This window comes from Pseudoalteromonas sp. SG43-8 (genome assembly GCF_014164245.1).
GTDB classification, from domain to species: domain Bacteria; phylum Pseudomonadota; class Gammaproteobacteria; order Enterobacterales; family Alteromonadaceae; genus Pseudoalteromonas; species Pseudoalteromonas distincta.
In genome coordinates this window covers 1-15,663 of sequence record NZ_JACJEX010000022.1, presented here as the reverse complement: position 1 = coordinate 15,663, position 15,663 = coordinate 1, and the positions used below count along the sequence as shown (strand labels likewise).

Annotated in this window: 15 protein-coding genes and 1 pseudogene; 15 read left to right on the top strand and 1 reads right to left on the bottom strand. The window is 40.1% G+C overall.

Translation table 11 applies throughout. From position 1 onward, the window contains the following. Positions 1–5: 5 nt before the first annotated feature. From rsmG to glmU, 13 genes are all read left to right on the top strand, one after another. On the top strand, positions 6–626 hold the full coding sequence (gene rsmG / locus H5122_RS19420) for a 16S rRNA (guanine(527)-N(7))-methyltransferase RsmG (protein ID WP_182675790.1): 621 nt from the start codon (positions 6–8) through the stop codon (positions 624–626). Between the two features lie 14 nt (positions 627–640). Further along, positions 641–1,426: a ParA family protein gene (locus H5122_RS19415; RefSeq protein WP_004335235.1), complete on the top strand. Its 786-nt coding sequence runs from the start codon at positions 641–643 to the stop codon at positions 1,424–1,426. A 20-nt stretch (positions 1,427–1,446) separates the two neighbouring features. After that, positions 1,447–2,373, top strand: a complete 927-nt coding sequence (locus H5122_RS19410; RefSeq protein ID WP_182682987.1) for a ParB/RepB/Spo0J family partition protein — start codon at positions 1,447–1,449, stop codon at positions 2,371–2,373. Between the two features lie 142 nt (positions 2,374–2,515). Next, positions 2,516–2,896: an ATP synthase subunit I gene (locus H5122_RS19405; protein WP_004335240.1), complete on the top strand. Its 381-nt coding sequence runs from the start codon at positions 2,516–2,518 to the stop codon at positions 2,894–2,896. 14 nt (positions 2,897–2,910) lie between these two features. Further along, positions 2,911–3,768 (top strand): F0F1 ATP synthase subunit A, encoded by an 858-nt coding sequence (gene atpB, locus H5122_RS19400; RefSeq protein WP_024597178.1) that lies wholly within the window; start codon positions 2,911–2,913, stop codon positions 3,766–3,768. 56 nt (positions 3,769–3,824) lie between these two features. Further along, on the top strand, positions 3,825–4,058 hold the full coding sequence (atpE, locus tag H5122_RS19395) for a F0F1 ATP synthase subunit C (RefSeq protein WP_004335261.1): 234 nt from the start codon (positions 3,825–3,827) through the stop codon (positions 4,056–4,058). 41 nt (positions 4,059–4,099) lie between these two features. Next, positions 4,100–4,570 carry a F0F1 ATP synthase subunit B gene (atpF, locus tag H5122_RS19390; RefSeq protein ID WP_149594799.1) on the top strand — a complete coding sequence of 157 codons (471 nt, stop codon included), beginning with the start codon at positions 4,100–4,102 and terminating at the stop codon, positions 4,568–4,570. 16 nt (positions 4,571–4,586) lie between these two features. Then, positions 4,587–5,120 carry a F0F1 ATP synthase subunit delta gene (atpH, locus tag H5122_RS19385; RefSeq protein WP_008134949.1) on the top strand — a complete coding sequence of 178 codons (534 nt, stop codon included), beginning with the start codon at positions 4,587–4,589 and terminating at the stop codon, positions 5,118–5,120. Between the two features lie 14 nt (positions 5,121–5,134). Further along, positions 5,135–6,676: a F0F1 ATP synthase subunit alpha gene (gene atpA, locus H5122_RS19380; protein ID WP_004335270.1), complete on the top strand. Its 1,542-nt coding sequence runs from the start codon at positions 5,135–5,137 to the stop codon at positions 6,674–6,676. Between the two features lie 60 nt (positions 6,677–6,736). Further along, positions 6,737–7,597 (top strand): F0F1 ATP synthase subunit gamma, encoded by an 861-nt coding sequence (gene atpG / locus H5122_RS19375; RefSeq protein ID WP_033031118.1) that lies wholly within the window; start codon positions 6,737–6,739, stop codon positions 7,595–7,597. Between the two features lie 33 nt (positions 7,598–7,630). Next, the gene (atpD, locus tag H5122_RS19370; protein WP_004335274.1) at positions 7,631–9,016 is read left to right on the top strand and encodes a F0F1 ATP synthase subunit beta; all 1,386 of its coding nucleotides are present in this window, start codon (positions 7,631–7,633) and stop codon (positions 9,014–9,016) included. 13 nt (positions 9,017–9,029) lie between these two features. Continuing rightward, positions 9,030–9,452 carry a F0F1 ATP synthase subunit epsilon gene (locus tag H5122_RS19365; protein WP_007377666.1) on the top strand — a complete coding sequence of 141 codons (423 nt, stop codon included), beginning with the start codon at positions 9,030–9,032 and terminating at the stop codon, positions 9,450–9,452. Positions 9,453–9,756: 304 nt separating this feature from the next. Further along, on the top strand, positions 9,757–11,115 hold the full coding sequence (glmU, locus tag H5122_RS19360) for a bifunctional UDP-N-acetylglucosamine diphosphorylase/glucosamine-1-phosphate N-acetyltransferase GlmU (protein WP_182682986.1): 1,359 nt from the start codon (positions 9,757–9,759) through the stop codon (positions 11,113–11,115). A gap of 28 nt (positions 11,116–11,143) precedes the next feature. On the opposite strand, the gene H5122_RS19355 is transcribed toward glmU, so the two are convergent. Then, entirely contained in the window at positions 11,144–11,986 is an 843-nt protein-coding gene (locus H5122_RS19355; RefSeq protein ID WP_182682985.1) for a LytTR family DNA-binding domain-containing protein, read from the bottom strand. A gap of 144 nt (positions 11,987–12,130) precedes the next feature. Here H5122_RS19355 and H5122_RS19350 point away from each other — a divergent pair. Both H5122_RS19350 and H5122_RS19345 read left to right on the top strand, forming a co-directional pair. After that, a pseudogene (locus H5122_RS19350) lies at positions 12,131–13,356 on the top strand (acyltransferase family protein). A gap of 83 nt (positions 13,357–13,439) precedes the next feature. Beyond that, the gene (locus tag H5122_RS19345) at positions 13,440–15,233 is read left to right on the top strand and encodes a choice-of-anchor I family protein (RefSeq protein WP_182682984.1); all 1,794 of its coding nucleotides are present in this window, start codon (positions 13,440–13,442) and stop codon (positions 15,231–15,233) included. Positions 15,234–15,663 lie beyond the last annotated feature (430 nt).

Sequence of the window (15,663 nt, the reverse complement as noted above, 5' to 3'; positions counted from 1 at the left end):
ACATAGTGTTACAGCAACAATTAACTACATTGTTAGCGCAAACTGATATTGCGCTAACACAAAAACAACAGCAACAGCTAGTTCGTTACGTCGAGTTATTAGATAAGTGGAATAAAGCTTATAATTTAACTTCGGTACGCTTACCTGAAGAAATGATGATTAAGCATATTATGGATAGTTTAGTTGTTGCACCTCACTTACCCGGTCATCATTATATTGATGTTGGCACAGGGCCTGGCCTTCCGGGCATTGTATTGGCGATTGCATTACCTAAAACACAATTTGTGTTATTAGATAGTCTAGGTAAACGCGTTCGCTTTTTAATGCATGTTAAACATGAGCTTGGCCTTGATAACGTAACACCTGTTCAGTCAAGAGTTGAAGAATATCAGCCAAGTGTTAAATTAGATGGCGTACTCAGTCGTGCATTTGCTTCATTACAAGATATGGTTGACTGGTGTTCGCACTTAATTGATCATTCGGGTAAATTTATAGCGCTTAAAGGTGTGTTCCCTAGTGAAGAGCTAGAGTCATTACCTACTGGCGTTAAGTTTGAGCAAAAAATTGCATTAGAAGTACCTAAGTTAGATGCACAACGACATTTAATTATTCTTTCTAAAGACTAGGGATCAGAGACACCGTGGCAAAAGTCATCGCATTAGCAAATCAAAAAGGTGGAGTGGGTAAAACTACAACCGCTGTAAACCTCGCTGCGTCTATGGCTGCAACGAAACGTAAAGTGCTGTTAATTGATCTCGATCCGCAAGGTAATGCGACTATGGGAAGTGGCGTAGATAAGTACGGCGATGTACCAACTATTTACGACTTACTCATTGAAGATAAACCTATAGAAGACGTTATTATCAAAGAAACGTCTGGCGAATACCATATGATTGCTGCAAACGGTGATGTAACCGCTGCAGAAGTTAAATTGATGGAATTATTTGCCCGTGAAGTGCGTTTACGTAACGCACTTGAAAAAATTCAGGATCAGTACGAATTTATTTTTATTGACTGTCCACCCTCTTTAAATATGTTAACTGTTAACGCAATGGCTGCAGCTGATTCTATTTTAGTGCCAATGCAGTGTGAGTATTATGCACTTGAAGGGTTAACCGCATTAATGGATACGATTACGCAGCTTGCTAAGTTAGTAAATCCTAGCTTACAAATTGAAGGCATACTTCGTACTATGTACGATCCGCGTAACCGTTTAGCGAATGACGTATCAGAACAATTAAAACAACATTTTGGCGACAAAGTATACCGTACGGTGATCCCGCGTAATGTTCGTTTAGCAGAGGCACCTAGTTTTGGTACACCTGCTATGTATTATGACCGGGCATCAAGTGGCGCTAAAGCATATTTAGCACTCGCTGGTGAAATGTTACGTAGAAAAGAAAAAACAGCGTCCGTTGTCGCCTAACTTTGAGGTAAAAAAATAACATGTCTGCTAAAAAACGAGGTTTAGGCCGAGGACTAGATGCACTTTTAAGTTCGTCAAAGCCTACACCGAGCGCAAGCAAGGAACAAGACACATCAAACGTGACTGAAGCTGTAAAAAATGCGGCTGAGCCAACTAACAGTGAATTACAAAAACTCCCAATCGAGTTTTTACACTCTGGTAAATATCAACCTCGTAAAGACATGTCCGAAGAGGCACTAGAAGAGCTTGCTAGTTCTATTCGCTCACAAGGTATTATTCAACCTATAGTCGTGCGCCCTATTGCACATAATAGTTTTGAAATTATCGCCGGTGAGCGTCGTTGGCGTGCAGCGCAAATAGCTAAGCTTGAAACAGTACCTTGTATTATTAAAGACGTACCAGATGAAGCCGCAGTTGCTATTGCGCTAATAGAAAATATTCAACGTGAAGACTTAAATGCCATGGAAGAAGCGGTTGCGTTAAATCGCTTACTCAATGAGTTTGAACTAACACATCAACAAGTAGCAGATGCGGTTGGCAAATCACGCACTACAGTAACTAACTTACTTCGTTTAAATAATTTAAACAGTGATGTAAAAATTCTGTTAGAACATGGCGACATTGAAATGGGGCACGCTCGTTGTTTATTAGCCCTTGAGGGAGAAGCACAATCAGATGCTGCTCGTTTAGCTGTCGCTAAAGCACTAACCGTTCGTGAAACCGAAAAGTTAGTTCGTTCAATTTTAGAACCAGTGCCAGCTAAAGAAATAGCTGAAAAAGATCCAGATGTTAAACAGTTAGAGCAACAACTCGCTGAAAACCTAGGTGCCAAAGTAGAAATAAATTACAACAAAAAAGGCAAAGGTAAGCTTGTTATTTCTTATACAAATTTGGACGAACTTGACGGCATTTTAAATCGCATTAATCAAGACAATACCCACCATTAGTTTTCTACATGTCTAAAAAGGGACATTTGTAGCTATTTCGTGTTACAAAGCGTCTACTCAAGTTGCAAAACTGGCAGGATTAAGTATAATTTCGCCAGTTTTCACACCCTAACAATTAGAACGCAATAAAGGTTAACTAAACGTGACTGATAAGTTAGCGAGTCCATATCGACTTGCCGTATTAAAGTTAATTTGCCTTCAGGGTGTTGTAGCATTAGTTGCTGCTGTAATTATTTGTTTTAGTTCGGGAGTCAATGCCGCGCTTTCATCACTCGCTGGTGGCGTTGTCGCAGTACTTCCGCACTTTGTATTTGGTCTTTATGCATTCAGACATATGGGTGCAAGTCGAGCAAATCAAGCGTATGCCTCGTTGAAACGCGGCAACGGATTAAAATTTATGCTAACAATTGTATTGTTTGCGCTAGTACTGAAGCATTTTCCGGTAATTTTATTACCCTTTTTTAGTACTTATATACTGGCGCTCTTTACTGGATTGTTCGCACCCGTTTTTTTTAAACATTAACTTTGGGATATAACATGGCAGCAGAAGAAGTTACTCTATCTGGCCATATCCAGCACCATTTGACCAATGCTAAGATGTGTTCGACCGATACAGGTCTCGCCTTCAATAAAGCATGTACGGATAGTGGTTTCTGGACATGGCATATAGATACCCTCGCATGGTCTATCGGTTTAGGTCTTATATTTTTATGGATCTTTCGTAGTGCCGCTAAAAAATCAACACTAGGTGTACCTGGAAAATTTCAATGTTTCATTGAAATGGTAGTAGAGTTTGTTGGTGACAACGTACGTGATACTTTCCATGGTAAAAGCAAACTTATTGCACCATTAGCATTAACAATATTCGTTTGGATATTTTTAATGAACTTAATGGATTTAATACCAGTTGACTTTTTACCTGCATTAGCTGGTTTTGTTGGTGAAACTGCGTTTGGTATGGATTCACACGATGTGTACATGAAAATTGTACCAACGACTGACATCAATATGACAGCAGCGCTAGCGCTGGGTGTATTTATTTTAATGATAGGCTATTCAATTAAAATAAAAGGCATCGGTGGTTTTATTAAGGAACTAACACTTCACCCGTTTAGTTCAAATAATACTGCACTACAAATCCTTTTAATCCCGTTTAACTTATTACTTGAACTGATTGCGCTGGTTTCTAAACCGTTTTCATTAGCGCTACGTTTGTTTGGTAACTTATATGCAGGTGAGTTGATTTTCATCTTGATCGGCGCTATCGGATTTATGCAATTACCATTGCATTTTGTTTGGGCTGTATTCCACATCTTAGTAATTGTATTGCAAGCATTCGTATTTATGATGTTAACAATCGTATACCTAAGTATGGCCAGCTCAGATAATCACTAATTTTTACAACCTTTAATATTTAACTTTAATTTACAATTGAAACTTTGGAGAAAAAAATGGAACTAGTATTAGGTCTTAAGTATATCGCAGTAGCTTTACTAATCGGCTTTGGTGCAATCGGCACAGCAATCGGTTTTGGTAACATGGGCGGTAAATTCCTTGAAGCATGTGCGCGTCAACCTGAGCTTGCACCTTCGCTACAAGTTAAGATGTTTATTCTTGCTGGTCTAATCGATGCTGTAGCAATGATTGGTGTTGGTATCGCTATGGTATTGTTGTTCGTACTTTAATTTTATTTTTTGAACAGCTTACTATTTAAGGAGGAGCGGTTGTGAACTTAAACGCCACTCTTATCGGTGAATTGATTGCGTTTACGGTGTTCGTATTATTTTGTATGAAATACGTATGGCCACCACTAAACGGTGCAATTGAAGCTCGCCAGAAAAAAATCGAAGATGGTTTAGCTGCCTCTGATAGAGCCGAAAAAGACTTAGAACTTGCGCAAATGAAAGCTGCTGAACAGCTTAAAGATGCAAAAGCTCAAGCGGCTGATATCATTGATCAAGCTAAAAAGCGTGCAGTGCTAATTGTTGACGAAGAAACACTTCGTGGTCAGCAAGAGCGTGAAAGTATCATTGCTCAAGGGCACTCTGAAGTTGAGTCTGAACGTAATCGCATAACAGAAGAGCTACGTAAGCAAGTAGCAACTCTGGCTGTGATTGGTGCAGAACGTATTTTAGAGCGTGAAATTAATCAAGCCGCACATAGTGACATCGTTGAAAAACTTGTCGCTGAGCTGTAATTAGGAGGGTATGAGCATGTCTAATTTGACTACTATCGCTCGCCCATACGCTAAAGCGGCTTTTGAACTTGCCGTTGAGAAAGGCACTCTAGAAAGCTGGAATGATATGTTGTTCTTTGCAGGCCATGTAGCCAGCAATGAACAAGCATCATCTGCTTTAGCAGGTATGCCTACAGCTACTGCACAAGCTGAATTATTTATTCAACTTTGTGCTGAGCAGCTCAACGAACAAGGTCAGAACCTAGTTAAGGTGATGGCTGAAAATGGACGTTTGACAGCTCTACCTGACGTTGCTGAGTTATTTGCTGAATTTAAAGCACAATACGATAAAGAAATCGAAGTAGATGTGATTTCTGCAACTCCTCTTGTTGCTGCGCAACAAGAGTCATTGGTAGCGGCACTTGAAAAACGTTTCGCACGCAAAGTTAAGCTGAATTGTAGTGAAGACGCGTCAGTGGTTGGTGGACTTATTATTAGGTCTGGCGACACTGTAATCGACGGTACTATTCGCGGTAAATTAAGCCGCTTAGCTACAACACTACAATCGTAATTGGGAAAAAGAGCATGCAACTTAATTCCACTGAAATTTCAGATCTGATCAAACAACGTATTGAGAAGTTCGAAGTTGTAAGTGAAGCTCGTAACGAAGGTACTATTGTATCTGTTACTGACGGTATCATCCGCATCCACGGTCTTGCTGACTGTATGCAAGGTGAAATGATTGAGCTTCCTGGCAGCCGTTATGCTATCGCACTAAACCTTGAGCGCGACTCAATTGGTGCAGTAGTAATGGGTCCGTACGCTGACCTTACTGAAGGCGTAAAAGTATATACAACTGGTCGTATTTTAGAAGTTCCTGTTGGTCCTGGTCTACTTGGTCGTGTTGTAAACACACTAGGTGCTCCAATCGATGGTAAAGGCGCTTTAGATAACGACGGGTTTGAACCTGTAGAAAAAATTGCACCAGGTGTAATCGAGCGTAAATCAGTAGATGAGCCAGTTCAAACTGGTTATAAATCTATCGATGCGATGATTCCAGTGGGTCGTGGTCAACGTGAACTTATCATCGGTGACCGTCAAACAGGTAAAACTGCACTAGCAATCGATGCAATCATCAATCAAAAAGACACAGGCGTTAAGTGTGTGTACGTTGCGATTGGTCAAAAAGCATCTACTATTGCAAACGTAGTTCGTAAATTAGAAGAGCATGGTGCACTAGCAAATACTATCGTAGTTGTTGCATCTGCTTCTGAATCTGCGGCACTTCAGTACTTAGCACCGTTCGCGGGCTGTACTATGGGTGAATACTTCCGTGACCGTGGTGAAAACGCATTAATCGTATATGATGATTTGTCTAAGCAAGCAGTTGCTTACCGTCAAATTTCATTACTACTTAAGCGTCCACCAGGCCGTGAAGCATACCCAGGTGACGTATTCTACCTTCACTCTCGTCTTTTAGAGCGTGCATCGCGTGTAAACGCAGATTACGTTGAAAAGTTCACTAATGGTGAAGTGAAAGGTAAAACTGGTTCATTGACGGCATTGCCAATCATTGAAACTCAAGGCGGCGACGTTTCTGCGTTCGTACCGACTAACGTTATCTCTATCACCGATGGTCAGATCTTCTTAGAAACTGACTTATTCAACTCAGGTATCCGTCCGGCAGTAAATGCTGGTATCTCGGTATCGCGTGTTGGTGGTGCTGCACAAACTAAAATCGTTAAGAAACTAGGTGGCGGTATTCGTCTAGCCCTAGCTCAGTACCGTGAATTAGCTGCGTTCTCGCAGTTCGCGTCTGACCTTGATGATGCTACTCGTGCTCAACTTGAGCATGGTGAGCGTGTAACAGAGCTAATGAAGCAGAAACAGTACGCGCCAATGTCTGTTGCTGAAATGTCTTTGTCGTTATTTGCCGCTGAAAAAGGCTTCCTTCAAGACATCGAAATCGCGAAAATCGGTGACTTTGAAGCAGCTTTACTTTCTTATGCAACTAGCACATACGCAGAGCTTGTGGCTCAAATCAATGAAACTGGTAACTTGAATGCCGAGATCGAAGCGCAGCTTAAAGAACTTCTTACGAAGTTCAAGTCTACGCAAACTTGGTAATTTAGTTATTAATGGTGCGCTTTAGGAAACTAAAGCACACCTTGATTCGGAGAGAGAGTCATGGCCAGCGGAAAAGAGATTAAAAGCAAGATCGGGAGTATTAAAAACACTCAAAAGATCACTAGCGCAATGGAAATGGTTGCTGCGTCTAAAATGAAAAGGGCGCAAGAACGCGTTGCTTCAAGCCGTCCATACGCTAATAAATTACGTGAAGTAATTGGTCGTGTTGCTCAAGCAAATCTTGATTTTACTCACCCGTTCTTAAAAGATCGTGAAGTAAAACGAGTTGGTTATATTGTTATCTCTACAGACCGTGGTCTGTGTGGCGGCCTAAACTCAAACGAGTTTAAGAAAGTTGCACTTGATGTTAAAGCGTGGAAAGAGAAAGGTGTTGATGCTGAATTTGCTACTTTAGGTAGTAAAGCAGCTGGCTTCTTTCAACGTTTTGGCGGTCAACTACTCGCTAAAAAAGCGGGCCTAGGAGATAAACCTTCAGTACAAGACGTTATTGGTCCTGTAAAAGTTATGCTTGATGCATTTTCTGAAGGCAAAATAGACCGTTTATTCTTGGTATATAACAAATTCGTTAATACCATGAAGCAAGAGCCAATTATAGATCAGTTACTCCCTTTGCCAAAAGCTGAAGAAGAAGTATCTGCTCACACATGGGATTACTTATACGAGCCAAACCCAGAGGCTATTTTAGAGTCTTTGTTAGTACGCTTTATTGAGTCTCAAGCATACCAAGGTGTGGTAGAAAATGCTGCCTCAGAACAGGCTGCTCGTATGGTTGCAATGAAAGCTGCAACTGATAACGCAGGTGACCTTATGGACGAGCTACAGCTTGTTTATAACAAGGCTCGCCAAGCAGCAATCACACAAGAAATTAGTGAGATTTGTTCTGGCTCAGCAGCAGTTTAATGCTTCAGGTAAAGATTAACGAGAGGAATAGACATGAGTTTAGGTAAGGTCGTCCAAATTATCGGCGCCGTTGTGGATATTGAATTTCCACAAGATAGCGTGCCAGCGGTATACCACGCACTAAGAGTAACAGATGGCGATTTAGCTGGTTTGACTTTAGAAGTTCAACAACAGCTAGGTGGCGGTGTAGTGCGTACTATCGCTATGGGTACTACTGATGGTTTACGTCGTAGTGCTTTAGTTATGAATACAGGTGAATCGATTCAAGTTCCAGTTGGTAAAGCAACACTTGGTCGTATCATGAACGTACTTGGTGAGCCAATCGATGAAGCGGGTCCAATCGGCGAAGAAGACCGTATGTCTATTCACCGTGCAGCGCCTTCATACGAAGAGCAATCAAGTTCAGTTGAGCTTTTAGAAACTGGTATAAAGGTTATCGACCTTGTATGTCCGTTTGCTAAAGGTGGTAAAGTTGGTTTATTCGGTGGTGCCGGTGTTGGTAAAACTGTAAACATGATGGAACTTATCCGTAACATCGCAATCGAGCACAGCGGCTACTCAGTATTCGCAGGTGTTGGTGAGCGTACACGTGAGGGTAACGATTTCTACCATGAGATGAACGATTCAAACGTACTTGATAAAGTATCGCTTGTATACGGTCAGATGAACGAGCCTCCAGGTAACCGTTTACGCGTAGCGTTAACAGGTCTTACTATGGCTGAAAAGTTCCGTGATGAAGGTCGCGATGTACTTTTCTTCGTAGATAATATCTACCGTTATACACTTGCTGGTACAGAAGTATCTGCACTTCTTGGTCGTATGCCGTCAGCGGTAGGTTACCAGCCTACACTTGCTGAAGAAATGGGTGTGCTTCAAGAGCGTATCGCTTCAACTAAGACTGGTTCAATTACATCAATCCAAGCGGTATACGTACCTGCGGATGATTTAACGGATCCATCTCCAGCAACTACCTTTGCTCACTTAGACGCAACAGTAGTACTTTCACGTGATATCGCATCACTTGGTATCTACCCAGCGGTAGATCCACTTGATTCATCTTCGCGTCAACTTGACCCACAAGTAATTGGTCAAGAGCACTACGATACAGCACGTGGCGTTCAAACAGTTCTTCAGCGTTACAAAGAACTTAAAGACATCATTGCAATCCTAGGTATGGACGAGCTTTCTGACGAAGATAAGCAACTTGTATCTCGTGCACGTAAAATCCAACGTTTCCTATCTCAGCCATTCTTCGTGGCAGAGGTGTTTACAGGCGCGTCTGGTAAATACGTATCACTAAAAGATACAATTGCTGGCTTTAAAGGCATTTTAAACGGCGAGTTTGATGAGCTTCCAGAGCAAGCGTTCTACATGGTTGGCTCTATCGAAGAAGCTCAAGAAAAAGCCAAAGGCATGTAACTAGGAGGGTAGTATGACAGCTATGACTGTACATCTTGACGTAGTAAGCGCTGAGCAGAGTTTGTTCTCTGGTCTTGTTGAATCGATTCAAGTATCTGGTAGTGAAGGCGAGCTGGGTGTAAACCTAGGTCATGCTCCACTACTAACTGCCCTTAAACCTGGTATGGTACGTTTAGTTAAGCAATTTGGTCACGAAGATGTGATATATGTTGCTGGCGGTACATTAGAAGTTCAACCAAATCACATCACGATTCTTGCAGATACTGCGGTTCGTGGTGAAGATTTAGATGAAGATTCTGTACAAAAAGCTAAACGTGAAGCTGAAGAACATATGGCGAATTCGTCAGCTGTTGAGTTTGATTATCAGCAAGCGGCTACGCGACTGGCAGAAGCAGTTGCTCAGTTACGCGTAATTCAGCAATTACGTCACAAGTAAGCCTATCCGGTTTTGAAAAGCCCACTTTATGTGGGCTTTTTTGTGTCTGTAATTTAAACATGGTGTATCGCTTATTTATAATTGTTAAATAACAGGTCTATCAGACTATTATCTGTGCTTTATCACTTATATCCTTCACCAATCCTCGCTACAATAACGTCATCCAATTAAGTGTGTTTTTCAGTCAAGATTCAGTACGAATAAACTAACCTACTGAGTATCTGCACAAGAAGTGATTTACGTAATCTTCTGCACAAACATAATATTTATTTAGCTAAAACAACGGAAAAAGGAAATTGTTTTAATGGCTCTAACAACTGTTATTCTTGCTGCGGGTAAAGGTACTCGTATGCGTTCTGCTCTACCTAAAGTTTTGCACAATGTTGCAGGTAAACCAATGGTACAGCACGTTATTGATAATGCGATGGCATTAGGTGCAACGACTACAAACTTAGTTTACGGACACGGCGGCGATCTATTACAACAACAACTTGCCGATAACGATGTAAATTGGGTACTCCAAGCAGAGCAGCTTGGTACTGGCCACGCAGTAGCGCAAGCCAACTCTCATATTAACGATGAAGACACAGTATTGATTTTATACGGCGATGTACCGCTAACAAAGCAATCAACACTAGAGCGTTTATTAGCTGCAACACCTAAAAATGGTTTAGCAGTATTAACAGTTAATTTGGTTAACCCAAATGGTTACGGCCGTATGCTACGTGAAAATGGCAAGCTTGTTGGTATTGTTGAGCAAAAAGATGCAAGCTCAGATCAGTTACTTATTAACGAAGTAAATACAGGCATTATGGCTGTTAATGGTAAGCTGTTAAAAACATGGTTAGGTAACTTATCTAACAATAATGCACAAGGCGAGTACTACTTAACAGATATCGTTGCAATGGCTCACAGTGAAGGCGTAGAGATCACTTCAGCGCAACCAGATCATGCAATGGAAGTTGAAGGCGCAAATAACCGTGTACAACTTGCAGGCTTAGAGCGCGCTTACCAAGCATGGCAAGCAGAAGAGTTAATGTTAAATGGCGCAACACTTGCCGACCCAGCCCGTATAGATGTGCGTGGCAATGTTAAAACAGGCGAAGACGTATTAGTTGATATAAACGTTATCTTTGAAGGTAATGTAACCCTTGGTAACAACGTACAAATTGGGCCTAACTGTGTACTTAAAAACTGTACCATAGGCGATAACGTCGTAATAAAGGCGAATACCTTAATTGAAGATGCAAGTGTAGCTGCTAAATGTACGCTGGGCCCTTATGCTCGCCTTCGCCCAGGCGCTGTAATGGAAGAAGACTCACACATTGGTAACTTTGTTGAGATGAAAAAAACCCGACTAGGCAAAGGCTCAAAAGCCAACCACTTAAGTTACTTAGGTGATGCTGAAATTGGTGAAAAAGTGAATATTGGCGCTGGTACTATTACCTGCAACTACGATGGTGTTAATAAATCAAAAACTATTATTGGCGATAATGCTTTTATTGGCTCTAATTCATCACTCGTTGCCCCAGTAAATATAGGCGCAACTGCAACAATTGGTGCAGGCTCTGTGATCACCAGTACCGTTGAAGATGACCAATTAGCAATAGCACGCTCTAAACAGCGTAATTTAACGGGTTGGAAACGCCCAGTTAAAAAATAATAATTAGAGGCTACTTAGGTAGCCTTTTTTATTTTAGTTGAAGTTTAAATTGCTCTTTATAGCGTCTAGATAGGTTTAGTACTTTACCTGTTGTTAGTTTTATTTCACTGTCGCCACTGGGTAGTGGTGTAATGGACTCCACTTTATCGAGCTTTACACCATGGCTGCGGTGAATTCTACCAAACCCCTGCTTTTCAAGTTGTTTGGTCAATGTTGTAAGCGTTGCCCTTAACGGATATATACGTGAGCCTACATGTAGGTTTACATAATTACCCGACGATTCAAGCCAATCAACATCCTCTATTTTTATAATGAATTCTTTTCCGAGCTTTTTAACTAATAGGCGGTTTATGGTCGATGTTGTTTGCTGCTCACTTTCTTCAATTGAAGAGGCTTCACCTAGTAACTGCTGCACCACATATTGATATACTTTGATAAGTACGATAAAAAACACAAAGCTTATAGCGTCTTTCTGGTATTCATAAATAAGCTCAAACCAGCTAAGTCCAAAGTTGTAAGACCCATCATTCAACAAATATATGAATTTACGAACCCCTACCATAATACCAACGTGTAACACGCTAAATATAATAGAGGCAGCAAAGTACATAACTAATGAGGCCGTAATATTTTGCCAATTAAAAGATAAGTGTCTTAAAAACCAAATTAAAATAGGGAATATAAGCAAAGTACTCAAGGCACTTGAATACTCCCAAACAAATGGCTCCCACATTAAAAAAGTTAAAGCGCCTTCTCTTTGGGCTTCCATTATTTGGGTTGTAGCGTTTGCTGTATTATTAATTAATACGTAAGCACACAGTAATACTGATGCGTAAATGCTTTGAAAACGTTGAAAGTGCTGTAGGTTCATAAATGTATGCTTATTGCTAATGTGGCACGCTTATCCCTGTATACCACCTTTTATCACTATTGCCTGTAATATAAGCACTTGTAGATAGTTTTAGCGAGAGCTTTAGGTATGAATAACGCATAACATACATAAAGTAGTAAAAGCATGAACACTCAAACACAACAACCTTCATTAGTTAATTTGCGTAAATATGATCTTGATTGGCTTAGGGTAATCGCATTTGCCTCGCTAATTTTTTATCACATTGGCATGTTATATAGCGAAAACTGGGGATTTCATTTTAAAAGTAATTTCACATCACAGTATGTTGAATATTTAATGTTGATGTTTTCACCTTGGCGTATGTTGCTCATTTGGTTTATATCGGGCGTAGCACTGCGTTTTATGATTGATAAAATAAGCGGCTTTAAGTCTTGGTTACATTTCACTTTATACCGCTCTATTTTTTTACTATTACCCCTGCTGGTGGGGTTATGGTTAATAGTGCCTTTACAGCTGTTTGCAGAAATGTCGCAGCGCGGTGTTATTGATATTAGTTATTGGCAATTTTATTTAGCTTTTATAGAGATTAACAATACGCTTTTTATTAATTATCAGTCTGGAGTGTGGCCGCATGTGGATGTAAATCACTTGTGGTATTTGCGCTCGTTGTGGCAATTTATGCTGATCATTATTGTTTTAACTCTTTTTGCACGCTTGCCCTTTATTGCGCCTTTAAAAATATTTGTTAAGGGGGGTATGTCATTTGGGTTTTTAATTACCTTGCTCACTATTGCCACACTATTTACAAGCCATTACTTAACTGGCGATTCAATTAGAGAGACTAACGGCTTAATACTGCTACTCGCAGGATACATACTTGCTAAAAACACTTACTTTTGGAACTGCTTAGATAAAAACTTGGTATTACTAGCTTTGAGTTTTGCGGTTTTGTTTGTACTTATAATATTAAGTTATCAGAAAGTGTTTACTCTTCCTCATTTTATTTTAAGCGCTAGCTACAATATTCAACGTGTTGTAGGTGTATTTTTTGTACTCGCGCTCGCTCACCGATTTTTAAATTTTAATACCTATTATTTAAAGCAACTCAATGCATGGGTGTTTCCCTTTTATTTATTGCATCAAAGCATTTTGATTATTTTGTGTTTTTTACTGCAACCTTTAAGTTTAGGGGCTGTTGTTGAACCATTCATCATTATTACAGGAACTTGGTCTCTCTGCGGGGTTATAACATGGAGTATTACACGTATTGATGTATTTAGACCTTAGGGGTTGCAATTAAACGAGATTATTCCCCTACTGTAAAAATGCTTGGCTATACGGCCGCTTTAATCTTAATAACGCCGCTAGCGTATAAGCTAATTACTTAGGCTACGAGGCTGTATTAAAACTGCCATAATCTTGTCATGCCTGTGTGTTGATATTTAGCAAATACAATACTAAGGAAAATCACATGTTTAAAAAATCAATTATTGCGCTGTCACTTATATCTGTTCTTACTGGTTGCTCACTTGATGGTGACGATGGCCAAAACGGCTCTCAAGGATTACAGGGAGAACAAGGCACAACTGGAACTAATGGGATAAATGGTGTAAATGCTAATTCAGTATTAAATATTAGCCTCGTAGGAAGAGGAGTATTAAATGCACAAAGTCCAGAAGGTGCCGCTGAAATAGTTGCATATCAAGCATCTAAAAAATGGATTTACGCTATTAACAGTTCAGGTGATGACGCTGTTATTAATATTTTACCCGCCGATACCTTTGATACTGCCGCACTCGTTAAAGATAACGAAGGGGTTATCAGCGCCACAAATTTAATGTCCGTTATTACGTTGTATTTAAACGAGCATACCCAAGGCGATGCAAACAGCATTGCTATTGATGAAAATAATAATTTACTAGCGGTCGCAATGGCTGCTAAAAGCACGGGTGAGGCAGGTCAAATTGCTTTTTACGATATAAGCGGCGACTCACCTGTATTTATTAAAAATGTTACAGTCGGATTTTTACCAGACATGGTGACGTTCACCCATGATGGCGCAAAGGCAGTGGTTGCTAACGAAGGTGAACCAAGTGGCGACTACAGCGTAGATCCAGAAGGTTCTATTAGTATTATCGATATAACAAATAATGTAATAGCCGATACGGCAATAAATATTGATTTTAAAGCCTATAACAACAAACAAACCGAACTAGAAGCACAAGGGGTAGTTTTTGCAAACCCCAATGGTCGTACTATTAACGGTAATCTAATAAATACCACCGTAGCTATGGATTTAGAACCCGAGTACGTTAGCATTTCTAAAGATAACAAATACGCTTATGTATCTATTCAAGAAAACAATGCACTTGCAATAGTTAACCTACAAGACAACAGCCTTGAGCTAAAGGGCCTAGGTTTTAAAGATTGGTCAAGCTTACAACTTGATGCCTCAGATAAAGATGGCGGTGTTAATTTAAAATCATACCCAGGGCTCTATGGTATGTACCAGCCCGATACTATCTCAAACTTTAGTTGGAAAGGCGCTAACTTTATAGTCACTGTCAACGAAGGTGACGCAAGAGAATACTTTTTTAATACAACGGATGAAGCAGACTGTATAGCAAAGGGCGGACTTGATTACGATAAAGACGATGGCTGCTTAGCTTATATAGATGAAAGCCGCGTTGAAGACTTAACGCTTGCTACTAATTTTGATTACTTAAATAATGACGATGATGATATTGGTCGCTTAAAAGTAACAACAATAAAAGGCGATACCAATAACGACGGACAATACGAATCGCTTTACGGCTATGGCGCACGTTCTTTTACTATTTGGGATAGCAATGGGCTGGTGGTTTTTGATTCAGGTGACGATATAGCACGTATAACAGCATCTGTGCATGGTGAATCATTTAACAATAATGAAGATGAAAACAAAGGTGACTCACGTTCAGATGATAAAGGCGCAGAGCCTGAAGCGCTGACTATTGGTAAAATTGACGATCGTACATTTGCTTTTGTTGGATTAGAACGTATGGGCGGTATTATGGTTTACGACATTACTAATCCATACAATGTGCAATTTGAAGACTACTTCTATAATAGAGGCTTAATTAAAGACGCTAATATTACAGGCGATTTAGCGCCTGAAGGAATGGTATTCGTTCCAGCAGAGCAAAGTGCTACAGGAAACCCACTCTTAATCGTTGGAAATGAAATATCAGGTTCCATTGCCGTATGGGAAATAGCATCTAAATAAACCTTTAATTTAAAATAAAGCTGTGTGTTGTTTGTTTAACATACAGCTTAGTTTAAACCTTACTAATACCTCATCAATAGATACTTATGTTGTGCGTGTTTTTTAAACTAAAAGTATCCTGTAGCCCTTTATTTGTATAGCTTTCATACTAAATTCATTTAATTGTCAAAAAACTGAAATAAAACATTGACCCCCGTTCGAATCTCCCTATAATGCGACCCCACTGAGACGGGAAACAGCAACGCATAGCGAGGCACGAACAACTCAGGGTGTTAAGTAAAACTTAGTTTGAATCTTTTTAGAAGGTTTAAATTTAAGTGTTGACAAAAAAATAGGAAAGCGTAATATGCGCAGCCCTAGCGAGATAAAGTTCAACTTTATAATCGCAACGTTCTTTAACAATATAAAGCAATCATCTGTGTGGGCACTC

What these genes read in the sequence shown, in the direction of transcription:
- atpE (WP_004335261.1), top strand. Translation starts at nt 3,825, where the DNA reads ATGGAACTAGTATTAGGTCTTAAGTATATCGCAGTAGCTTTACTAATC.
- H5122_RS19365 (WP_007377666.1), top strand. Translation starts at nt 9,030, where the DNA reads ATGACAGCTATGACTGTACATCTTGACGTAGTAAGCGCTGAGCAGAGT.
- atpD (WP_004335274.1), top strand. Translation starts at nt 7,631, where the DNA reads ATGAGTTTAGGTAAGGTCGTCCAAATTATCGGCGCCGTTGTGGATATT.
- atpB (WP_024597178.1), top strand. Translation starts at nt 2,911, where the DNA reads ATGGCAGCAGAAGAAGTTACTCTATCTGGCCATATCCAGCACCATTTG.
- atpH (WP_008134949.1), top strand. Translation starts at nt 4,587, where the DNA reads ATGTCTAATTTGACTACTATCGCTCGCCCATACGCTAAAGCGGCTTTT.
- atpG (WP_033031118.1), top strand. Translation starts at nt 6,737, where the DNA reads ATGGCCAGCGGAAAAGAGATTAAAAGCAAGATCGGGAGTATTAAAAAC.
- glmU (WP_182682986.1), top strand. Translation starts at nt 9,757, where the DNA reads ATGGCTCTAACAACTGTTATTCTTGCTGCGGGTAAAGGTACTCGTATG.
- H5122_RS19410 (WP_182682987.1), top strand. Translation starts at nt 1,447, where the DNA reads ATGTCTGCTAAAAAACGAGGTTTAGGCCGAGGACTAGATGCACTTTTA.
- H5122_RS19345 (WP_182682984.1), top strand. Translation starts at nt 13,440, where the DNA reads ATGTTTAAAAAATCAATTATTGCGCTGTCACTTATATCTGTTCTTACT.
- atpA (WP_004335270.1), top strand. Translation starts at nt 5,135, where the DNA reads ATGCAACTTAATTCCACTGAAATTTCAGATCTGATCAAACAACGTATT.
- H5122_RS19355 (WP_182682985.1), bottom strand. Translation starts at nt 11,986, where the DNA reads ATGAACCTACAGCACTTTCAACGTTTTCAAAGCATTTACGCATCAGTA.